Origin of the sequence: Fibrobacter sp. UWR2, from assembly GCF_002210285.1 — a bacterium.
Taxonomy (GTDB): domain Bacteria; phylum Fibrobacterota; class Fibrobacteria; order Fibrobacterales; family Fibrobacteraceae; genus Fibrobacter.
This window is the reverse complement of sequence record NZ_MWQE01000001.1, coordinates 71699-89694: the sequence shown is the minus strand read 5'-3', so window position 1 is coordinate 89694 and position 17996 is coordinate 71699. Positions and strand designations below refer to the sequence as shown.

At 51.8% G+C, this 17996-nt stretch carries 10 protein-coding genes and 1 tRNA gene; 1 reads left to right on the top strand and 10 read right to left on the bottom strand.

From position 1 onward, the window contains the following. Positions 1–67: 67 nt before the first annotated feature. The 9 genes from B7994_RS00355 to B7994_RS00315 all read right to left on the bottom strand — a co-directional run bounded on the left by B7994_RS00355 (position 68) and on the right by B7994_RS00315 (position 16162). Positions 68–2707: a fibrobacter succinogenes major paralogous domain-containing protein gene (locus B7994_RS00355; protein ID WP_158213025.1), complete on the bottom strand. Its 2640-nt coding sequence runs from the start codon at positions 2705–2707 to the stop codon at positions 68–70. 38 nt (positions 2708–2745) lie between these two features. After that, on the bottom strand, positions 2746–3591 hold the full coding sequence (locus B7994_RS00350; protein ID WP_088636510.1) for a TIGR02147 family protein: 846 nt from the start codon (positions 3589–3591) through the stop codon (positions 2746–2748). Positions 3592–3798: 207 nt separating this feature from the next. After that, the gene (locus B7994_RS00345) at positions 3799–5550 is read right to left on the bottom strand and encodes an FISUMP domain-containing protein (protein WP_158213024.1); all 1752 of its coding nucleotides are present in this window, start codon (positions 5548–5550) and stop codon (positions 3799–3801) included. 32 nt (positions 5551–5582) lie between these two features. Continuing rightward, positions 5583–6437 carry a TIGR02147 family protein gene (locus B7994_RS00340; RefSeq protein ID WP_088637183.1) on the bottom strand — a complete coding sequence of 285 codons (855 nt, stop codon included), beginning with the start codon at positions 6435–6437 and terminating at the stop codon, positions 5583–5585. A gap of 187 nt (positions 6438–6624) precedes the next feature. After that, positions 6625–10047 (bottom strand): InlB B-repeat-containing protein, encoded by a 3423-nt coding sequence (locus B7994_RS00335; RefSeq protein ID WP_144063685.1) that lies wholly within the window; start codon positions 10045–10047, stop codon positions 6625–6627. A 38-nt stretch (positions 10048–10085) separates the two neighbouring features. After that, positions 10086–13568, bottom strand: coding sequence for an InlB B-repeat-containing protein (locus B7994_RS00330; RefSeq protein ID WP_088636507.1), 3483 nt, complete (start codon positions 13566–13568; stop codon positions 10086–10088). Between the two features lie 159 nt (positions 13569–13727). Next, positions 13728–14888, bottom strand: coding sequence for a sodium ion-translocating decarboxylase subunit beta (locus B7994_RS00325; protein ID WP_088636506.1), 1161 nt, complete (start codon positions 14886–14888; stop codon positions 13728–13730). Positions 14889–14901: 13 nt separating this feature from the next. Further along, entirely contained in the window at positions 14902–15261 is a 360-nt protein-coding gene (locus B7994_RS00320) for an acetyl-CoA carboxylase biotin carboxyl carrier protein subunit (RefSeq protein WP_073188184.1), read from the bottom strand. Between the two features lie 46 nt (positions 15262–15307). Beyond that, positions 15308–16162: a hypothetical protein gene (locus B7994_RS00315; protein WP_233142900.1), complete on the bottom strand. Its 855-nt coding sequence runs from the start codon at positions 16160–16162 to the stop codon at positions 15308–15310. 142 nt (positions 16163–16304) lie between these two features. On the opposite strand from B7994_RS00315, the gene B7994_RS00310 reads away from it, so the two are divergent. Next, positions 16305–16377, top strand: a tRNA-Lys gene (locus B7994_RS00310). A 59-nt stretch (positions 16378–16436) separates the two neighbouring features. Here B7994_RS00310 and B7994_RS00305 read toward each other — a convergent pair. Then, positions 16437–17993, bottom strand: a complete 1557-nt coding sequence (locus B7994_RS00305) for a histidine phosphatase family protein (protein WP_144063684.1) — start codon at positions 17991–17993, stop codon at positions 16437–16439. Between the last annotated feature and the right edge of the window lie 3 nt (positions 17994–17996).

Below are 17996 nucleotides of genomic sequence, written 5' to 3'. Positions count from 1 at the left end.
ATACAGAAAAACCTCGCTAGCGCACTAGCGAGGTCTTTTTCTCTCTTCTTTCCCCTTCGAGCTTCTGCTACTTGTCGTAAATCGTAATCTTTATGTTGGCACGGGTCTCGTACCAGGTCATCAGACCCGAACAGAAATTAGCGCTCGGATAGACTTCTGCCTTGTAATAGAAGCCGTCTACTTCTTTTTCAAAGCGGTACAATGTCACCATTTCACTATCCCTATTGATATCCGTCAATCCCATCGGGCTCGAATATCCCATATTTTCGTACTCCTCAAGCGCATACTCCTTCTTGCTAATCAAGGTGAAGCCATGAGCCTTCATCAACTCGGCATACTCATCGGCCTTCTTCTTGGCGTCGTTCCAATTGCTCGTGCCATACGCGTCGGTAAGGTAGGAATAAACCCAGGAAGTCCACATCGAATCGTTTGAATAATCCTTAACTTTTCTATTAGGAGTTTCAACAGATTCATCAATAAATTTCAAGTCTTCAGGCAAATCCCTATACTGGGGAGAATTGTAATCCTTCCGCGATTCCGAAGGAACTTCGTCAATATTGCTGTCATAAACAATGACCTTCAGGTAGAAGAAACAATTTTCCCGCGTCAAGACAACCATTCTCACATTATCCATCGTGATTATGATCTTGTATACCTTACCCCCCTCAGTCTTGGTATAGACATGGGATTCCGTCGTGTATTCGTTATCCAGGGAGTCGTTGGAATACGCTTCTAGGTATTCGAATCCATTGTCAGACGCTTCACGTATCAACGCAGAAGCCGCAGAATCCCAGGGAGACGCAACACTGTCTCTTCCGCCCGAGATCTCTCCAAACGAAGGAGATCTTCCCCACCATACAAGCTGTTTTCCATCCGCATATTCCTTGTATTGCGTTCTTATATCATAATACTTTTCGACAAAGGCCAGTTCATCGGGCAAATCCGGCAACGTATCCTTTTTCACATGCACGCTCGAAGAAGACTGCTTCGCAAACGGATCGTATATGGAACTCGACGAAGCAATACTGGAGGAGGATTCCGGCCTCTTATTGCCCGTTCCCTTGACGCAGCGGACGGAGAGACCCCAATCGACATCACCACCTCGAGACCTCGTAATCCCGGAAGATTTTTTCTCAAGCATCACATAGTTCAAGGTAGTGATGGAACCATTCATAATAACGTCTACTATTTTCGACGACGTCCAAAAAATAGCCACGGAATCCAGCCCTACATATTTCCCGCTATCAAACATGCCTGCAGGCATGGCATTGAATCCAAACTTGTCTGTACCATACTGCTTTTCCCAATCATCGTCCCAGTAATACGACTGCAAACTGAATCCAAAAGTTTCCTCGTCACTATCATCATCAGTATATTCTATAAGGTCATCCCATTCTCCAAGATCCGGCAAATGCCATCCATCGGGGCACACGCCTTGACGGGGATAGAAATCGCTCTTCAAGGTACATTCATTGAAATTTTTACCGCACCCTTCGCTTGTCGTATCCAAGGCAATGTCCCAGTTATACAGGCGGCCATACTTTTCACAATTCTTCTTGTCATCGCCATAGCAACGGCTTCCTTCAGCGGCATAGTTCAGGTTCTCCGCCATCCAGACCTGATTGCCGATCCGGACCGTCTTATATTCCTGCCCGTCACGGGAATCCTTCATGACGCCAAAAGATATTCCGGACGGATCCTGGTTCGAACTGCTACTCGAACGCGGTTCGTAACCCGGAATGACCCAGCGGCCGCCTTCACAGACAAAGTATTCGTTGTACAGTTTACTGAGCTTGTTCACGTTGCGCTTGGTTTCGTTTTCGCGCTTCGCATTGCAAACGCCAAGGCCGTAATTGTCCCACCAGAAGTTAGACACATACTTCTCGAACGCAGGAACGGTATCGGCATATTTCCAATCTTCCACGTTCTTGCGCACCTTCGAAAGCGACCCCTTCAAATCCACATCGCAGGCCCAGTCCGCAATCGCGGTCTTCGCGTCGGCATCGTCCCAGCTGCCGCCTTCCGCAAGCGATATGCTGAACTCGCCCATGCGTTCGGTAAGCCCGGCCACGTCGACATCGCTCTGCAAGAGCACGCTTATCGCAAGCAGAGCCGCATTTCCGTCGCCCGTCTCGAAGATGTTCAAGTCCTCCGATTCCGCGAAGTCGCCCTCGATCCCGAACGTCGCGAGCACTTCCCTTTCGGCCTGTTCCTTCGCTTCGGCAATAGACTTTTTCTTCTCGGTCACGAGGTACATCACGCGCTCGTATTCCAGGTGCGTGAGCAGGTTGATGTTCACGTGCTTTCTGTCCTTGAGGTCGGTCAAGGCGCGGAGCGTCACCTGACCAGAAGACTTCTTGCCCGAAATCTCGTCGCGGTAGTAGCCCGATGCTTCGAGAATCGCGTACTGCGATTCCAGATTGATGTCCTTGATGGCGAAGTCGCCCTTGTCGCTCTTGATGGAGCCCTTGAAGCTCTTGCCCGTCTGCTTGAGCGTAATGCCGTCAAGTTCCTGCACCGTCACGGCAGAACCCGTGACAAACGGGCCCTTCTGCGACACGCCCGCCACTTCCCAGTCCGTGACGGCAACAATGCCCGCATCGCCCGAAGCACCGCCAGCAACGCCATTGTCGTCGGAACCCGTGTCCGAACAGCCCCAGAACATGGCCCCGGCAGCGAGGCAACCTAAAATACGATTCCACTTCATAATCGTTTCCTTTTTCATAAATCTACACTTTTTCATGACTATCTCCCCTTTTTATCTTCATTTTTCTTCCCCAGGCGTTCGCTCATCGGGAACAGTTGCACATTCAGGCGGTAGACCCGTTCCGTCTCGTCGTCTTCTGTCGCAATCGCCACCACGCGGCGGAAGTAATCTTCCGTTTCTTTTCTGATGCGTTCGTACGCACGGCGCGTAAGGCCAAGCGTGTACCCCGACATCATGCGTTCCGATAGCGGCAGGTCCAGCGACTGGATGGCAAACTCCCCCATTTGCCTTTGCAATTCGCGTGCCGCCACCGGAACCGCATCTACGCTCCCCATCACGATGGCCTTGTCCGTCTGCTGGTAGTTTCCGCTCCTGTCCTTCTTCAGGAGTTTCGCCTTCACCAAGAAGTCGAGCGTCTCGGAGACTTCCGCCGCCGAAATCTTTTGCCTGCAGGCCTTCGCCATCTCGAGCGGCTTTGCGCCGGGCATGTGCGGGGCAAGTTCGCGGATTACAGAATTTTTCCACGACTTGAAATAATCGAACTCTTCATTCCCGAGCACCCGAATCTTGTGGGCCTGCGCGAGTGCACAGCGCTCCTCGAATGCGGCCCGCTTGGCCGTATCGCTCTTGGCATGCGCATACGACACCATCAAGATAAAGTAGTCGTACTCGAAACCGACCAGCCCCATTGCGGTCGCCACCGAGCCCGCCGAAGCGATGCTCAAATTCTTTTTCCCCTCGCAAACATACTTCAGGTAGACATCCGAAGAGAAACCCGCCTTCTGGGCAAACGCGTGCCAAGAAAAAGCGGAGCAACGCTTGCGTTCATCGTAGTAGTCCTGGATGAACTTGCGATAATCTGTGTATTCAATGATTTCCTTCATGGTATCAAATATAGGTTTGTTTTCACGATTCAGAACATAAAATTTGCGTTTTTAAGCAAATTTTACCACTTTTTGCTTTATTTTGAAAAATTTTGCAATTTGGAACATGCTATACATGTTCCCAGAACATGCCGCAATCTGCACAACAAGAAACCCCCGCCAAGATTGGCGGGGGATCCCCTCTTCTTTTTCCTGTTGCAGACTATCCTAGTTCTTTACGCAGCGGACACGAGCTGCCTTTCGAGGTTCATCGGTCGGCATTCCATAATCGATAGAGATTTCGAAAGTGTGATTCTTAATGTCCCTGTAGTTGCCATAATCATTTGCGTAGCCAAGGATCCATTCAACATCTTCGGTGTCCTTATGCTCTTCGTAGTAATCCCACCACATTAAACGTTCCGCTTCTATATCCCCAATAAACGATTCGTCCGTATACGTGTGGTAATAAAGGTCCAAGTACTTTTTATCCATCGGGTAAAGATTGAAATCGAACCTGTCATAGAACACTCCAAACAAATCCTTCGCTGCCGCGGTTTCGGGATCAGTTTTCCAAGATTCATTGAGCAGGTTATTGACACCTCCAACATAGGTAACCAAGGCTTCCCAATCCAGGCTATTAGATATATGCCAGCCGTCCGGGCAAATTCCCTGATGGAGCGAATCAACCGAGCCATCCCTGACAGGCTTCGACATATAGCTCTCACTAAGGCGCATAGCTTCGGCCCAGCTATAGACCCCGGCTTGGCGACGGTTTACAAGGCCTCCCTTTGTAGGCGTTTCCGGAGTAATACTGTACATCAGGTCTTCGGCCATCCACTCATACTTATTCCCGTTGAACTCGAAACTTACCGTCTTGTATTCCCGGCCGTCGCGCGGGTCCTTCATAATTCCCGACTCGTGAGGAATCGGCATCTTGAGGGAATCGAGGTGTCCTTTCGTCGTCTGTTTCCAGTCAGTTCCATCACAAAGGAAGTAGGCGGGATTCTCATATTCCATTTCGGCATCATCATCGTAAGATCTGAACGGCTTGTCGAGCCTTCTAGATTCACCCCAGCGGCTGTCGTTGCAGGTTTCAAAGCCAAGATAGTGGTCCAGCACCAGCTTGTAGAAATAGGTCCTCTCCGCCATGAGAGCGTATTCATCTTTATCTTTCAAGCCCAGTTCTTCACCATACATGACGTTGCCAAAGTAGGTGTTGATTAAGTACGCTTCGGCAGCAAGAGGTGCTATCAGGGAATCACTGAGAGTTCCATCTTCAGCAAGATCATCCGCAAACGAATCAACGTATTCCTGCAGCTTGGAGCAGTCTATATTGGCCGTATCCCGTTCGTATTCCCATTCATCGACATCATCATCATGAGGATAGAAAAAGTCCCTGTCCACAAAAACGCTGAGATGGTAGAGCGTCCTATCCCCATAAGAGGTATTAAAAATATTCAAGTCTTCTGCAGATTGTGCAGGAACATCAACACCGAACGCATTCATAAGTTCCGTTGCGGCCTGCCTCTTGGCTTGCGCGAAGCTCTTGCCCTCCTCGACCAACTTCAAGACGCGCTTGTATTCAAAATGCGTCAACATGTTGATATTTGCCGTATTACGTTTTTCCAGGTTGGAAACCGCATTAAGGCGCAAAACACAATGAGAGCGTTGGCTATTGACCTCGCGGGTATAGTAGCCTTCCGCAGAAAGAAGCGCATACTGACTTTCCAATTCAAGACTGTCGAACTCGAAATCGCCCTTGTCATTGATGGTCTTAGTCGTAAATTCCCTGCCCGTGGGCTCAAGGCTCCCGTCTGCCGAAGTCTCCCTAAGGACAACGTCGGAGCCCTTCACGAAAGGTCCCTTCTGCACCGCACCCACAATTTTCTTGTCAGCCAATGCAACAACGCCTTCAGTTTCATCACTTGTACCCGCCGTTTCAAAAGAACACGCACAAAGCGCGATACCCAAAGCAGACACACTCAAAAAATGATTCATTCGCATAAACATGTTTATTCTCCTTTACCCGTCGTGGACTTTCCACTATTCAAATTTTCCGTCAGCGGGAAAAGTTGCATATTCAAACGGCACACTTTTTCCACGCCCTTATCGGCCGAAACAATAGACACAATACGCTTGCGGCATTCCACAAGTTCTTCTATGACTTTCTCATAGCTCTCGGACGTCATGCTCATGGTAATACCACTAAAAAAACGTTCCGAGATTGGCAACTTATCAAGGGCATCAAGCGCGAACTCGCCCATCTGGCGCAATAAAGAATGCACCGCCACAGAAACAACTTTCAAGCGCCCTGTCGAGAGAGAATGGTTCGTCTGGTGGTAATCCCCTTTTATATCCACCGTGAGGAATCCTGAGTTTACGAGGAAACGGAGGCTGTTGCTTACTTCTGCAGCAGAAATCGGCAGCCTGCAAGCTTTCGCGATTTCGTGCGGTTTTGCTCCCGGCATTGCAACCGCCAGCTCACGGACGACGGAATGCTTCCAGGTTTCATAAAACGTAAAGAATTCGCTCCCCAAAATCTTCACATTGTGGGCCGAGCTCAGGGCCTCCATTTCCTCGTAACACATTTTCTTCTCCTTATCAGTTTTTGCGCTTTCATAGCGCACCATCAAAATAAAGTAGTCGTACTCGAAGCCCTGCAACCCCATTGCATGAGCAGTCTTCTTCGCCCCCTCCAGGCGAAGTCGAGTCTTGCCATCGCAAACGAGCTTCAAGTACGACCCCGATGCGAATCCAGCTATCTTGGCAAATTCGCGCCACGTAAACGCCGATGTGCGCTTACGTTCGCGGTAGTATTCCAGCACGTACTCGCGGTAGTCCTTATATTCAATGATTGATTTCATCATGGCAATAAAATAGATAAAGTAACAATCCGATGCAATATTTTTCAAAGAACAAATTTGGCGATTTTAAGCAAATTTCAGCAATTCAGTATTTCATAGAAAAATTTTTTGCAATCCATAAAACAAATTGCAGATTTCTATAAAACAAGCGATGATCGCGGAACAGAGTCCGCGATGACAAATGCAGGTATTATTTCACGGATACGCGCCGCACACGGTCGCCGACACGGACAAGGTAATTACCGCCACGGCTCACCGGGATGGAGAAGTTCGCGCCATAGACCGCTCCCCTGCGGATTACGCGCCCTTGCATGTCGAGCAACGCATACTGCGAGCCTTGTGCGCCCGCCACCTGGATTGTACGTCCGGCGACTTCTACATTGAACAAAGGCGCGGATGCAATTTCGGGCAGGCCCATTCCAACGCAGTTCTTGCACGAGCTGGACGACTTGGGCGCCTTGCTCGAAGAAGACTTCGCCGAAGAACTGGACTTCGCGCTGCTGCTCGATTTCGGGGCAGAACTGCTGCTGGACTTCAGGGAGGAACTGCTAGTGGACACACTTGTCGAGCTGGAGCTCGACTGCGGTGTGACGCTGGAAGAAGACTTCGCGGAACTACTCGATGGCGAAGTGACGCTGGAGCTGGACTGCGGCGCGCTAGAAGAACTTGAGCTATACTTGCCGAAGTAAACTGTAATGGTCATATCCCTATCGACATAGAATTCACGGACCAGCGGCTGCTCGGTTTCGCCTTTGAGGTCGCTCCAATAGTTCAGATAGAAGCCTTCAAAGGGTTCCACCGTTACCGACACCAATTCGCCATAGGTATACCAACTACCCGACTTAAGGCCCGTAATACGGCCCCCATCAGGATTATTGATCAAAATGCGTACGCTAAAGGTCTTCAGTTCCCACTTGGCATAGAATTTCAAATCGCCCTCATCCGATTCTTTAATGTACGAAACACGGTCCCCACCAAGCATGGCATTATCGTACCAGCCCATAAACCACATGCCTTCCCTTTGTGCCTGCGGGAGTTTCGTTTCCACACCCGCCCAGTATTGATTAAAGAAAGTCGTCGTATCTTCATCAAAGGTATAGAACGTTACGTTGTACCTAATAGCACCAGAATTCTGGATTTTCCCGGAGAACAGCGGGAACGAATCTACACCGACATTCTGGCCCCATATTTCGCCATTTACGCCTTCGCGCAGTATTTCCGCGACCGTACCGTCGGCAAAGCGCGTTCTCGGAGCCAAGATACCTCCGAGTTCCCTTTTCGACGAATCCATATAAACACTATTGACAATCTCCGCAACGCCCTCCAACTGCGCCGAATAGGCAATCAGCTGGCTTACTACGGACGAACTCACCACATAGCTGACGGGTTTCGCATTGTAGCAATTCGACATAACAACCTTGTCGGAAAGGCCAGAATACCCAACAAGCCCCGACATATAGTTCCTGTAACCACGGATTGCCCCCTGGTTATAGCAGTTTTCAATATGCAGGTACGCATCCCTGTCGACATGGCCCACAATTCCGGCCACAGAAAGAGTGCTGTCGGAAGTTTCCAGGGTAGATGTACTGTAGACATTCCTGATTTCGGCATAATAGCTTATCCAGATTGTCCGATATTCCAGAACGCGCGCGACAATACCCCCTACACTCCTCGCATCCGATGCAAAATACGAATCGACAAGGCCCAGGTTCTCTATAACAACGGGCGAGCTCTTTTCGCCTCCAACGGCACCGAAGAGCCCGACGTCCTTCTTTTTACTATGGTCTTTCGGGTCGTTATAATACAGGCCCGAAATCGTATGCATCTGCCCGTCGAATGTTCCCTCGAAACTGTCAATCGGATTCCACGGAATATATCCCGCCATTCCCGCCTCGTTGAGGTTACCTTCATCGTCCAGCACGTTCCTGTTCACCACGATATCCTGCGAAAGGACGGCGCATGCGTCTTGCTGACGGGTAAAGCCATCCGCCCCGTTCACGATGGCGGCAAAGCCGTAGAGCTCTTCCGCATTCGAAATGACATAGCAATCATTCCCATCCATTTCCGGAACCTTCGCCTGGAACCACTTGGCATAGAAAATCTTATCGCCTTCATCTGCTGCGGTAATGGAATCGACGGCGTTCCCGCTGAAGTCTTCTTCTGCATACCAGCCGGCAAAGACATATCCCGTGCGCGAGACGGCCCGCGGGAGTTTAGCTCCGATAGTATGGACATACGAATCTACGCCCAGCGAATCCACCTTACCGCCATTGGTTTCAAACGTCACACGGTACACGCGCTCGTAATGGCCCCAGTATTTCACGTCGGTAGTCTGCGCTGCAGGAACATGCGTCACGGGCTCGTCTTCAAAGTTCTTTTCGGCATGCCAGGCCATCAGCTTGTAATTTTCGCGTTCGATATCGGGTATCCTGAACTTGTAACCGGCAAGAATTTCCTTTGTCCAAGGTTCACCACTACCCGTATCGAGACTGAGCGTAATCGTAGGTAACGCCACATCGCCAGTGACAACCCCGGTAAGTTTTGGCAGCGGATCGGAACCAATATCCTGGCCCCACACTAGGCCGTCAATACCTTCGTAGCTATAATTCCGCATCAGGGTGACCACGGTACCGTTGGCAAACTCTTCTTCCGTCATGGAGATTCCGACCGAATCCACTCCCGGAGCAAGGAAAAACATATTATCGAAGGTTCCCCTTTCTATGACGTACTTGTTGGCACCTCCAATCACAGCACCCACGCCAATAGACTTATCAGATGTCGCATTTACGGGGCCGGCGCTGAATCCATTCACTAGGCGCACGCTCTCACCATAAGCAATGCCAACAATCCCGCCTACATCATTATCACCCGAAATAGAGCCCACATTATAGACATTCGCTATCGAGGCATCCTTGAGTAAACTCACAATTCCGCCAACATAATCTTCCCCACTCACGCGGGCCGCGTTAAAGCTATTGGTGATAGAGAGACTGTTAATGCCCCAGCCCACCAGACCGCCTACCTGCGCTTCACCCTCGATAACTCCGTCGACACCGCACCGGTCGATGGTAGCCTTTCCATAACGATCGACAACGCCGATAATTCCGGCCACGTTAAAGCTTGCATGGAAATAGGTGTCTACTAGGCGAACATTCTTGATAGAAACTTCCATGGCAGCGGCATTCTCCGAATACGAGCCCGCCGAAGAAAATAACCCCACCTGGTCAACATCATCAGAATAAAAGTACAGGCCCGAAATCGTATGGCCCTGGCCGTCAAACGAGCCCATGAAATGCTGAATCTTGGCCCACGGCGCAAATTCTGCCGTGTCCGCCACATTCAGGTTTCCGTCGGCGCCAAGAACATTCTCGTTCACCACGATATCGGCTGTAAGCTTGCCACAGGCGGTGCTATCACGGAGGCCCGCATAATCCGTCAGGTTCCCAAACGTGCCGTTCACAATCTCGGCAAAACCGTACAGTTGCGCGGCAGTCGAAATCTGGTAACAGCCATCTACAAAATCAGGCTCTTCCGAGACAATCGCCTTCGCGGCATGCGCAGACACAGCCAGCATGGCGATTACCACAGACAAAAACAACTTTCTAGAAATCACAACTCCTCCTAACACTACACGCCGCAAATTAAAACTTCTTACCTCACGGATACGCGCCGCACACGGTCGCCTATACGCACCAGATACGTCCCTGCACGTGTAACCGGGATGGCAAAATTCGCACCAACGACCGCCCCCCTGCGGAGTACGCGGCCCTGCATGTCGAGCAACGCATAGTCATACCCGGCCGAAGCCCCCGCCACCAGGATATTGCGGCCGGCAACTTCCACATTGAACTGCGGGGCAACAGCTACGACAGGCAGGCCCACGCCAATGCAGTTCTTGCACGAACTGGACGACTTGGGAGCCTTGCTCGAAGAGGACTTCGCGGAGCTGCTGGATTTCGCCGAGGAACTAGATTTCGCGCTGCTGCTCGAGGACTTCGCAGAACTGCTCGTCATGGCGGACGAAGATCCGCCATCTCCCTTACTGCTGCTGGACTTCGCACTGCTCGAGGACTTTGCGCTGGAGCTGGAAGGCGGCGTAACGCTGGAGCTCGAACGCGGAGCAGACGAGGAACTGGACTCGATTACGCTAGACGAACTCGACCTCGCCTCACCAAAATGCGCCTTAAACGCCGTATCGCCCAGAATCGTAACCGTGCGGACAGGGTTCGTGTTAGTAACATCGTCTTCCCAGTAATAGAATTCATAGTCCCTGTAAGGTACTGCCTCAAAGGTGACTTCCGTGCCGTACTTGTACGAACCACGGTCGTCGTCCTCAAGGCCAACAATTTCACCATAGAGCGAGCTATTCGTACGAACAATAATATCGAACGGTCTCAGTTCATACTTGGCAAAGAATTCAAGGTCGTCTTCATCCTTGGGATAAATAGCCCACTGCTTTTCACCGTCGAAATCGGCCGTCTTGTACCAGCCGGCAAATACCATGTCCTCATTTTCCACAGAGACTTTTTCCGGAAGATACGTGTAGAGCCCCGCCACATAATGGTCAAAGTAGGTTGCCGTATCGCCTTCAAAAGTATGGAATGTCACGTTGTACCACGTAGTAGCAGAATTTTCAACGGTACCAGAAAACACAGGGTACGGATCCACCCCGACGTTCTGTCCCCATATAGAACCGTTCTCGCCCATGTGCAGGGCAAGCGCGACCCTTCCATCGGCAAGTTCATCCTCATCGACCGATACGCCGCCCATTTCCCCATTGGTACTATTCCCGAAAGATTTATACAGGTAATAACTGTTTACAATTGTTCCCTCATCGAACGTGCAAAACTGGCAAATATTCAGAACAAGATGATTTCTCCGTTTACCAAAAACATCTCCGGCGTTATAGCTATTCACAACACGGATTTGTTCATCATCGCCAACCCCAGCCAATCCGGCAGCATCATCCTCAGATGCAATCCTACCAAGATTATAGCAGTTTTCTACAAGCAGGTGGGAATAAGAACCGACATAGCCCACCAAGCCCGCTGCATTACCATACTTATATGTAGAATACACTGAAGACGTGTTAAAAGTATTCCTGATTTCGGCATACAGATTATAGTCCTTCCACGATTCAACAACATAACCGACAACAGCAGCCACTCGCGGAGCATCGCTCATAAAATAGGAACCCACAATGCCTAGATTCTTTACAACAGCAGGTTCTTCCTCTAAGCCAGCCATGACCCTGATAAAACCGACCGGTTTTTTATCAGAAGCCTTGAGCCCCGCATATTCATCTTCGCGCGTCAGCGTATCCACGACGAACAGGCCCGAAATCGTATGCATTTGTCCGTCAAATGTTCCCCACAAATATTGTATCGGAGTCCACGCCACGAACGCGGGAGCCTCGGCCGTATTGAGTTTGCCTGTAGAATCCAGTACGTTCTTGTTGACAACGATATCCTGGGTGAGAACAGCGCATATCGGCTCCTCAAAATCTTCCGCCTCCGATCCGTTCATGATTGCGGCAAAGCCATAAAGTTCACCGGCATCCGAAATGGCATAGCAACCATCGGAATTCTTTTCTGGAGAGCGCATTTCCAACCACTTCGCATAGAAGGTCTTGTCGCCCTCGTCTGTCGCAGTGATGGAATCGACCGGGTTTCCGCTAAAATCGCTCCTGGCGTACCAGCCCGCAAATATATAGCCTTCACGCAGGGCGCCACCCGGGAGTTTCGCTCCGACCGTATGGATGTAAGACGCCACACTGTCTACAGGTACCGTTCCCCCGCTCGTTTCCAAAGTCACCTTATATACGCGCTCATAATAACCCCAGAATTTCACGTCGGTAGTTTGCGTGTCGGGAACATGCGTCACCTTTTCGCCCGTCAGTTCCGCATTGTCGTACCAGCCAAACAGCACGTAATTTTCACGATTGACATCAGGAATCCTGTGACGGTACCCAACTGCAATCTCACTAGTCCAGGGAACAGCGCTCCCCGTATCGAGACTGAGCGTTATCGTAGGCAAGGCTACCGCTCCGGAAATGTTTCCGCTAAAGTTCGGCAGCAGGTCAGCACCGACATTCTGCCCCCATATTGAGCCGTCAACGCCGCTGTAGTAATAATCGTGCATTAGAGAAGCGACAGTGCCGTTGGCGAACTGTTCTTCCGTCATGTGGACCCCTATACCATTCCCGTCCGCAGCAACGTAAAAGACATTGTCGAAAATAGATCCCTCAAAGAGAATAGTAGAATAACCACCTACCACAGGACCAACTTCTTTTGGATTTTCACCTGTTGCAATCACCGGTCCCACATTGAACACATTCATCAATTTCACCGTATCAGCCCAAATATCAACATTTCCGATAATACCGCCCACGTAATCCTTAGCAGACACGACACCAACGTTGTACGTATTCGCCATTTCAAAATAGGTTTTCCAATTAGGATCCACACAGCCCACAATGCCTCCGGCATTATAACCTGTAGCCAACACGCGGGCTTTATTATAGCTATCGTATATGAGAACAGGCAGAGCGTTTTCCACCTCACCAACCAAACCCCCTGCACAACTCGACGCAGCAATAACTCCATCGACGCTACTGCGTTCTATCACCACATTCACCCCGGCATCTATGTATGCAATAAGCCCTCCGGCATCATAGCGGCCAACGTTGAAATATACATCTACAAGATGAACGTCCTTAACAACAAGATTCTGTGGTTTGTCTTTGCTATTGTAAAAATGATCGCCAACAGACGAAATCAGCCCCATTTCGTAACCCGTAGAATCATTGTTGTAGAGACCCGAAATCGTGTGCCCCTGGCCGTCAAAAACTCCCGCAAATTCGTAAAAGGGAAGCCCTCTCCACACGGCAAAATTCGCCGTATCGGCCACATTTAGTGAGCCATCATTGATAACGTTCTCGTTTACCACGATGTCGGCGGTAAGCTTTATGCAGGTATCATTTTCCAAATAATAGTGAGCCGCATAATAGAGCTCTTCCGCATTCGATATCTGGTAGCAGCCCTCAACAAATTCGGGCTTCTGCGGAGTAATTTCCCTAGCGGCATTCGCATACACGGCAAGCACGGAAACAGCAACAAGCAATAGTTTTTTCATGAAATGGTCTCCTCCTACGGATAACAGAAAGAAGATACTTTTTATTCGGAGCCGTGTCAACAAAGGAGCCCCCGGCGCATTGCCGAGGGCTTTCCTTTGCTCAAAGATCCCCGCCTTCGCGGGGATGACATTAATGTCGCGGGGATGACGTATTGTCAACTAGCTCAGGCGGCTAATCATGTAACCAGCGCAGACTGCGGTACCGATAACGCCAGCCACGTTCGGGCCCATGGCGTGCATCAGCAAGAAGTTCTGCGGGTCATACTTGGCACCTTCCACCTGGGAAACACGTGCAGCCATCGGCACGGCGGACACGCCAGCAGAACCGATAAGCGGGTTCACGGGGTTCTTCGGAGAGCACCAGTTCATGATCTTCGCGAGGAAGAGGCCGGCTGCGGTCGAGAAACCGAAGGCGACAACGCCCATGGCGATAATCATGAGGGTCTGCGGCTTCAGGAAGATGTCGGCAGACATCGTGAGGCCCACGGAAGTACCGAGGAAGATAGTCACGATGTTCATGAGTTCGTTGGAAGAAGTCTTCACGAGACGTTCCACGACGCCGGCTTCCTTGAAGATGTTGCCGAGCATGAGCATGATGATAAGTGCAGAAGCGTCGGGCACCACGAGGATGCAGACGATCATCACCATCACGGCGAACACGATGCGTTCGGCCTTGGAGACCGGGCGCAGGGCCTTCATGCGGATCTTGCGTTCCTTGTCGTTGGTCATCAGGCGCATGATAGGCGGCTGGATGAGCGGAACGAGAGCCATGTAGGTGTAGGCCGCCACGGCGATAGGTCCGATGAGGTGTTTTGCGAGTTTGTTCGCAGTGAAGATGGAGGTCGGACCGTCGGCGCCGCCGATGATACCGATGGAGGCCGCTTCACCGAGAGTAAAGCCACCGAGGGCCACGGCACAGAACATGGTCGCGAACACGCCGAACTGGGCGCCACCGCCGAGAAGCAGCGTACGCGGGTTGGCGATAAGCGGTCCGAAGTCCGTCATGGCACCCACGCCCAAGAAGATGATGGGCGGGAAGAGTTCCAGGTGGATACCCTGGCTAATGTAGTAGTAGAGGCCGGCAGTCGGCGTGAACATACCTTCGATGCTCCAGCCGCCATCGTAGAACCCGGCGCTCGGGATATTCACCGCCAGTGCGCCGAGGGAAATCGGCAAGAGCAGCAGCGGCTCATACTTTTTGACAATCGCCAAGTACATCAATACGAAACTCACGATCCACATAATCACCATCGAAGGGGTGACATATGCGAATCCGGTATCGCAAGCGAACTCGACGACCGAATTTAAGAGTGAACTCATTTATCTGTACCTCTTAGGCGATGGTCATGAGGGTCTGGCCGTCGACGACGGTATCGGTTTCCTTGACGGAGATGGAGTTGACGGTGCCGGCGCACGGAGCGACGACCGGGTTTTCCATCTTGAGGGCTTCGATGATAGCCACTTCCTGGTTGGCTTCAACCTTGTCGCCAACCTTGACCTTCAGCTTGAACACGGAACCGGCGAGCGGGCACTTCACTTCGGTACCACCGGCTGCGGCGGGAGCTGCGGCAGGAGCGGCAGCGGGGGCAGCGGCGACCGGGGCTGCCGGAGCGGCGGCGACGGCGGAATCAAGAACTTCAACTTCGACGTCGTAGGTCTTGCCTTCGAAACTGATACGGACTGTTTTCTTCATTTTGATTTTTCCTGGCTATAAGCCTGTTAAGTTTTAAAAGTTTGCCTTACTTGACGATCGTCCAAGCAGGGGAGTTAATGTTTCTGTAGGCGGTCACGCGGCAGGGCTGACCGATGGCCTGGGTCGCAGCAGCGGTCACCAGGGCGAGGAACGTGTCGTTGCTCATGCCGGGGTGTTCTTCCAGGGCGGCGACGGCGGCAATGCCGAGGAAAGCCTGGAGCTGCTTGTTGGTGAAGCCCGGGTGGACGCTCTTGGCGTTCGGATCCCAGTCACAGTGGGCCGGGGCGATTGTCTTGGGAGCAGCGGCGGCAGCCGGAGCAGCCTTGACCGCGGGGGCCGGAGCCTTGATCTTGTTGAGGCCGAGCTTCGCCATGATGAAGTTCATGAGGTAGCAGAGCACCGTGAGGCCAACGATGACGCACATCACCACGATGAGGCCGGTGGCCTGGAATTCAACCAGGGAACCAATGCCGAAGGTGTCGGATTCGCCCTTGCAGCCCTGTTCGGTGGAGTATTCGCCCTTGCAGTAGGTGGACCCGAGCTTCGCCTTGGCGATGGGGAGCACCTTGTGGCCGGCGGCATTCTCGATGGAATCGCGCACGTCACGGGCAAGAACAGCCTGGTCGTATGTCTTGTAGAGAACCGCATGGTTACCGCCGTGGGTTTCCACGATCTTGTAAACCATGTCATCGCTCATGCCCGGCATGGAAAGCTGCGCCTGGACCTGGGCCGCGTCGGAGGGGAGCATGAGCCCGAGCTGTTCGTCGAACTTGCCCTTCACCTTGGCTGCCGGTTCGCTTGCAACGATAGCCGGTTGCTGCACAGCCGCTTCGGCGACAGGGGCTTCGGCCGGGGCCGGGGCTACTGCGGAATCAGCTGCATTCTGTACTGTTTCATTCATATAGGAATGTGTCCATTTAATTAAGTGAACTGTTTGATAAAAATCAACGCGGGATAATTTAGAATTTTTTTTCGGCAAGGGCTGTAAAAACCCTTGCCACATGGCGGGATTTTTCTATAATTGACCCCGTCCAAGCGACAATGGATGATTAGCTCAGTTGGTAGAGCAGCTGACTCTTAATCAGCGGGTCGCAGGTTCGACCCCTGCATCATCCACTCAAAGCCGATTTCCTCGCGAAATCGGCTTTTTTGCACCCTGAACATTGCACTAGAGGCTACATCGTACCCGATTCGAGTCCCTTCACGGGAATATAGCGCACGGAACCGTCGGCAGAGATAATCATCGCGACGCCCGCCATGTAGTTGACCCAGCGGTATTTTTCGTAATAGCGCACGTTCGCGTGGCCGTCCGTCGTGTATGCAAGCAGTGGCACCACCAGGTAGTCGTGCGTGCACATCACGTTCACGCGCTTCATGCTGGCGATATTCGCAAGGATTTCGTCCTTGAGCAACTGCTCGCTGCGCGCCTCCAAATCATAGAAAGCATCGGGATAGGCGCCGGTAAAGCCGTACTTGGAATACACCACCCAGCCACCGCCGTCGGAATCCACGTAAGCATTGGCCTTGTCGGCATCCTTCACGTACCAGGCGCCATCCATGTACGGGAGCGCCTCGATAGTGTAGTTCAACTGTCCCTTGCCCAGCGCAATGCCTTCGCAGGTCTCGTAGGTGCGCGTATACCCGGAGTAGCCGAAGTAGAAATCTTCTGCACCAACTTTTGCGATGCGCGCGCCCAAATCGCGGGCATATTTCTTCCCGTTGTCGGTCAAGTGACCGTTCGGGCCCGTATCGTTCGTGCGTTCGCTGTGCCGGATGATGAACACCACCTTCTCGCTCGACTTGAGGTTCGCGTAGACATCCACGATGTCGGTAAAGCCGTCGGCCTCCTGCGGGGTCGCGACACGCCACGCTCCCTTAGCGGCCTCGTAAATGTAATAGCTGTCGTGATTGACCTGGCCTTCACGCACCTCGCGGTCATACTCGCCCGCACCGAAGCCTGCCGTGTCCTTTTCGATGGCATTTGCAGTACGCCACTGGAACCCATTTGCATCGCAGATGAATCGCACCCGCGAATGGTCTGCATGGTTATAGTCGTTTGCAAAATAAACGCTCTGGCCCTGGTTCACGTACGTGACCTTCCCCGCGTTCGAGGCGCCACACGGTTCAAAGCCGTAGGCTATTGGGAAAAACGCCCGCATGTACTTTTCGAAATACGGCACGTTGCCGCCATAGTACGGAGCCGCGTTGTTGCGGACATCGTTATACCGCCAACTGGAATCTAGCCCCACGACCCAATCTGCAATCCTGATTTTCCAGTTCGGGTCGCTCCACACGCCATCTCCCTTCAGGTCTTCTCCCAGATTGCGGATAAAGTTCTGCGTCTCTTCCTTGCTGGCGCGGTTCTGCACCATCGCCGACACGGCCAGCATTACCGCACCGGAATCCGTCGCAAGCTGCACGGAATCTACGCCGAAGGCTGCAGCCGCCTCGTATTTTGCCTGCACCACCGCCACCTCTTCCGGGACATGGTTCATCAGGAGTTGTTCCACACGCGGTTCAGACAGCAAGTCCAATATGTCTATACCGGCCGAATCAGCAGCCGTACGTTCTGCCAGGATTTCATAGACATAGAGCGGAGCGTCAATCGCCTCGAGATCCTCAGGGGAACCGTTATCGCCGTTTATAAGGCCGTTACCGTCACTGCAGTCAACAAGGAAAAACGTCGCGAAAAACGCAACTACAAACCATACATCCCTTTTTAAATCCACCATAAA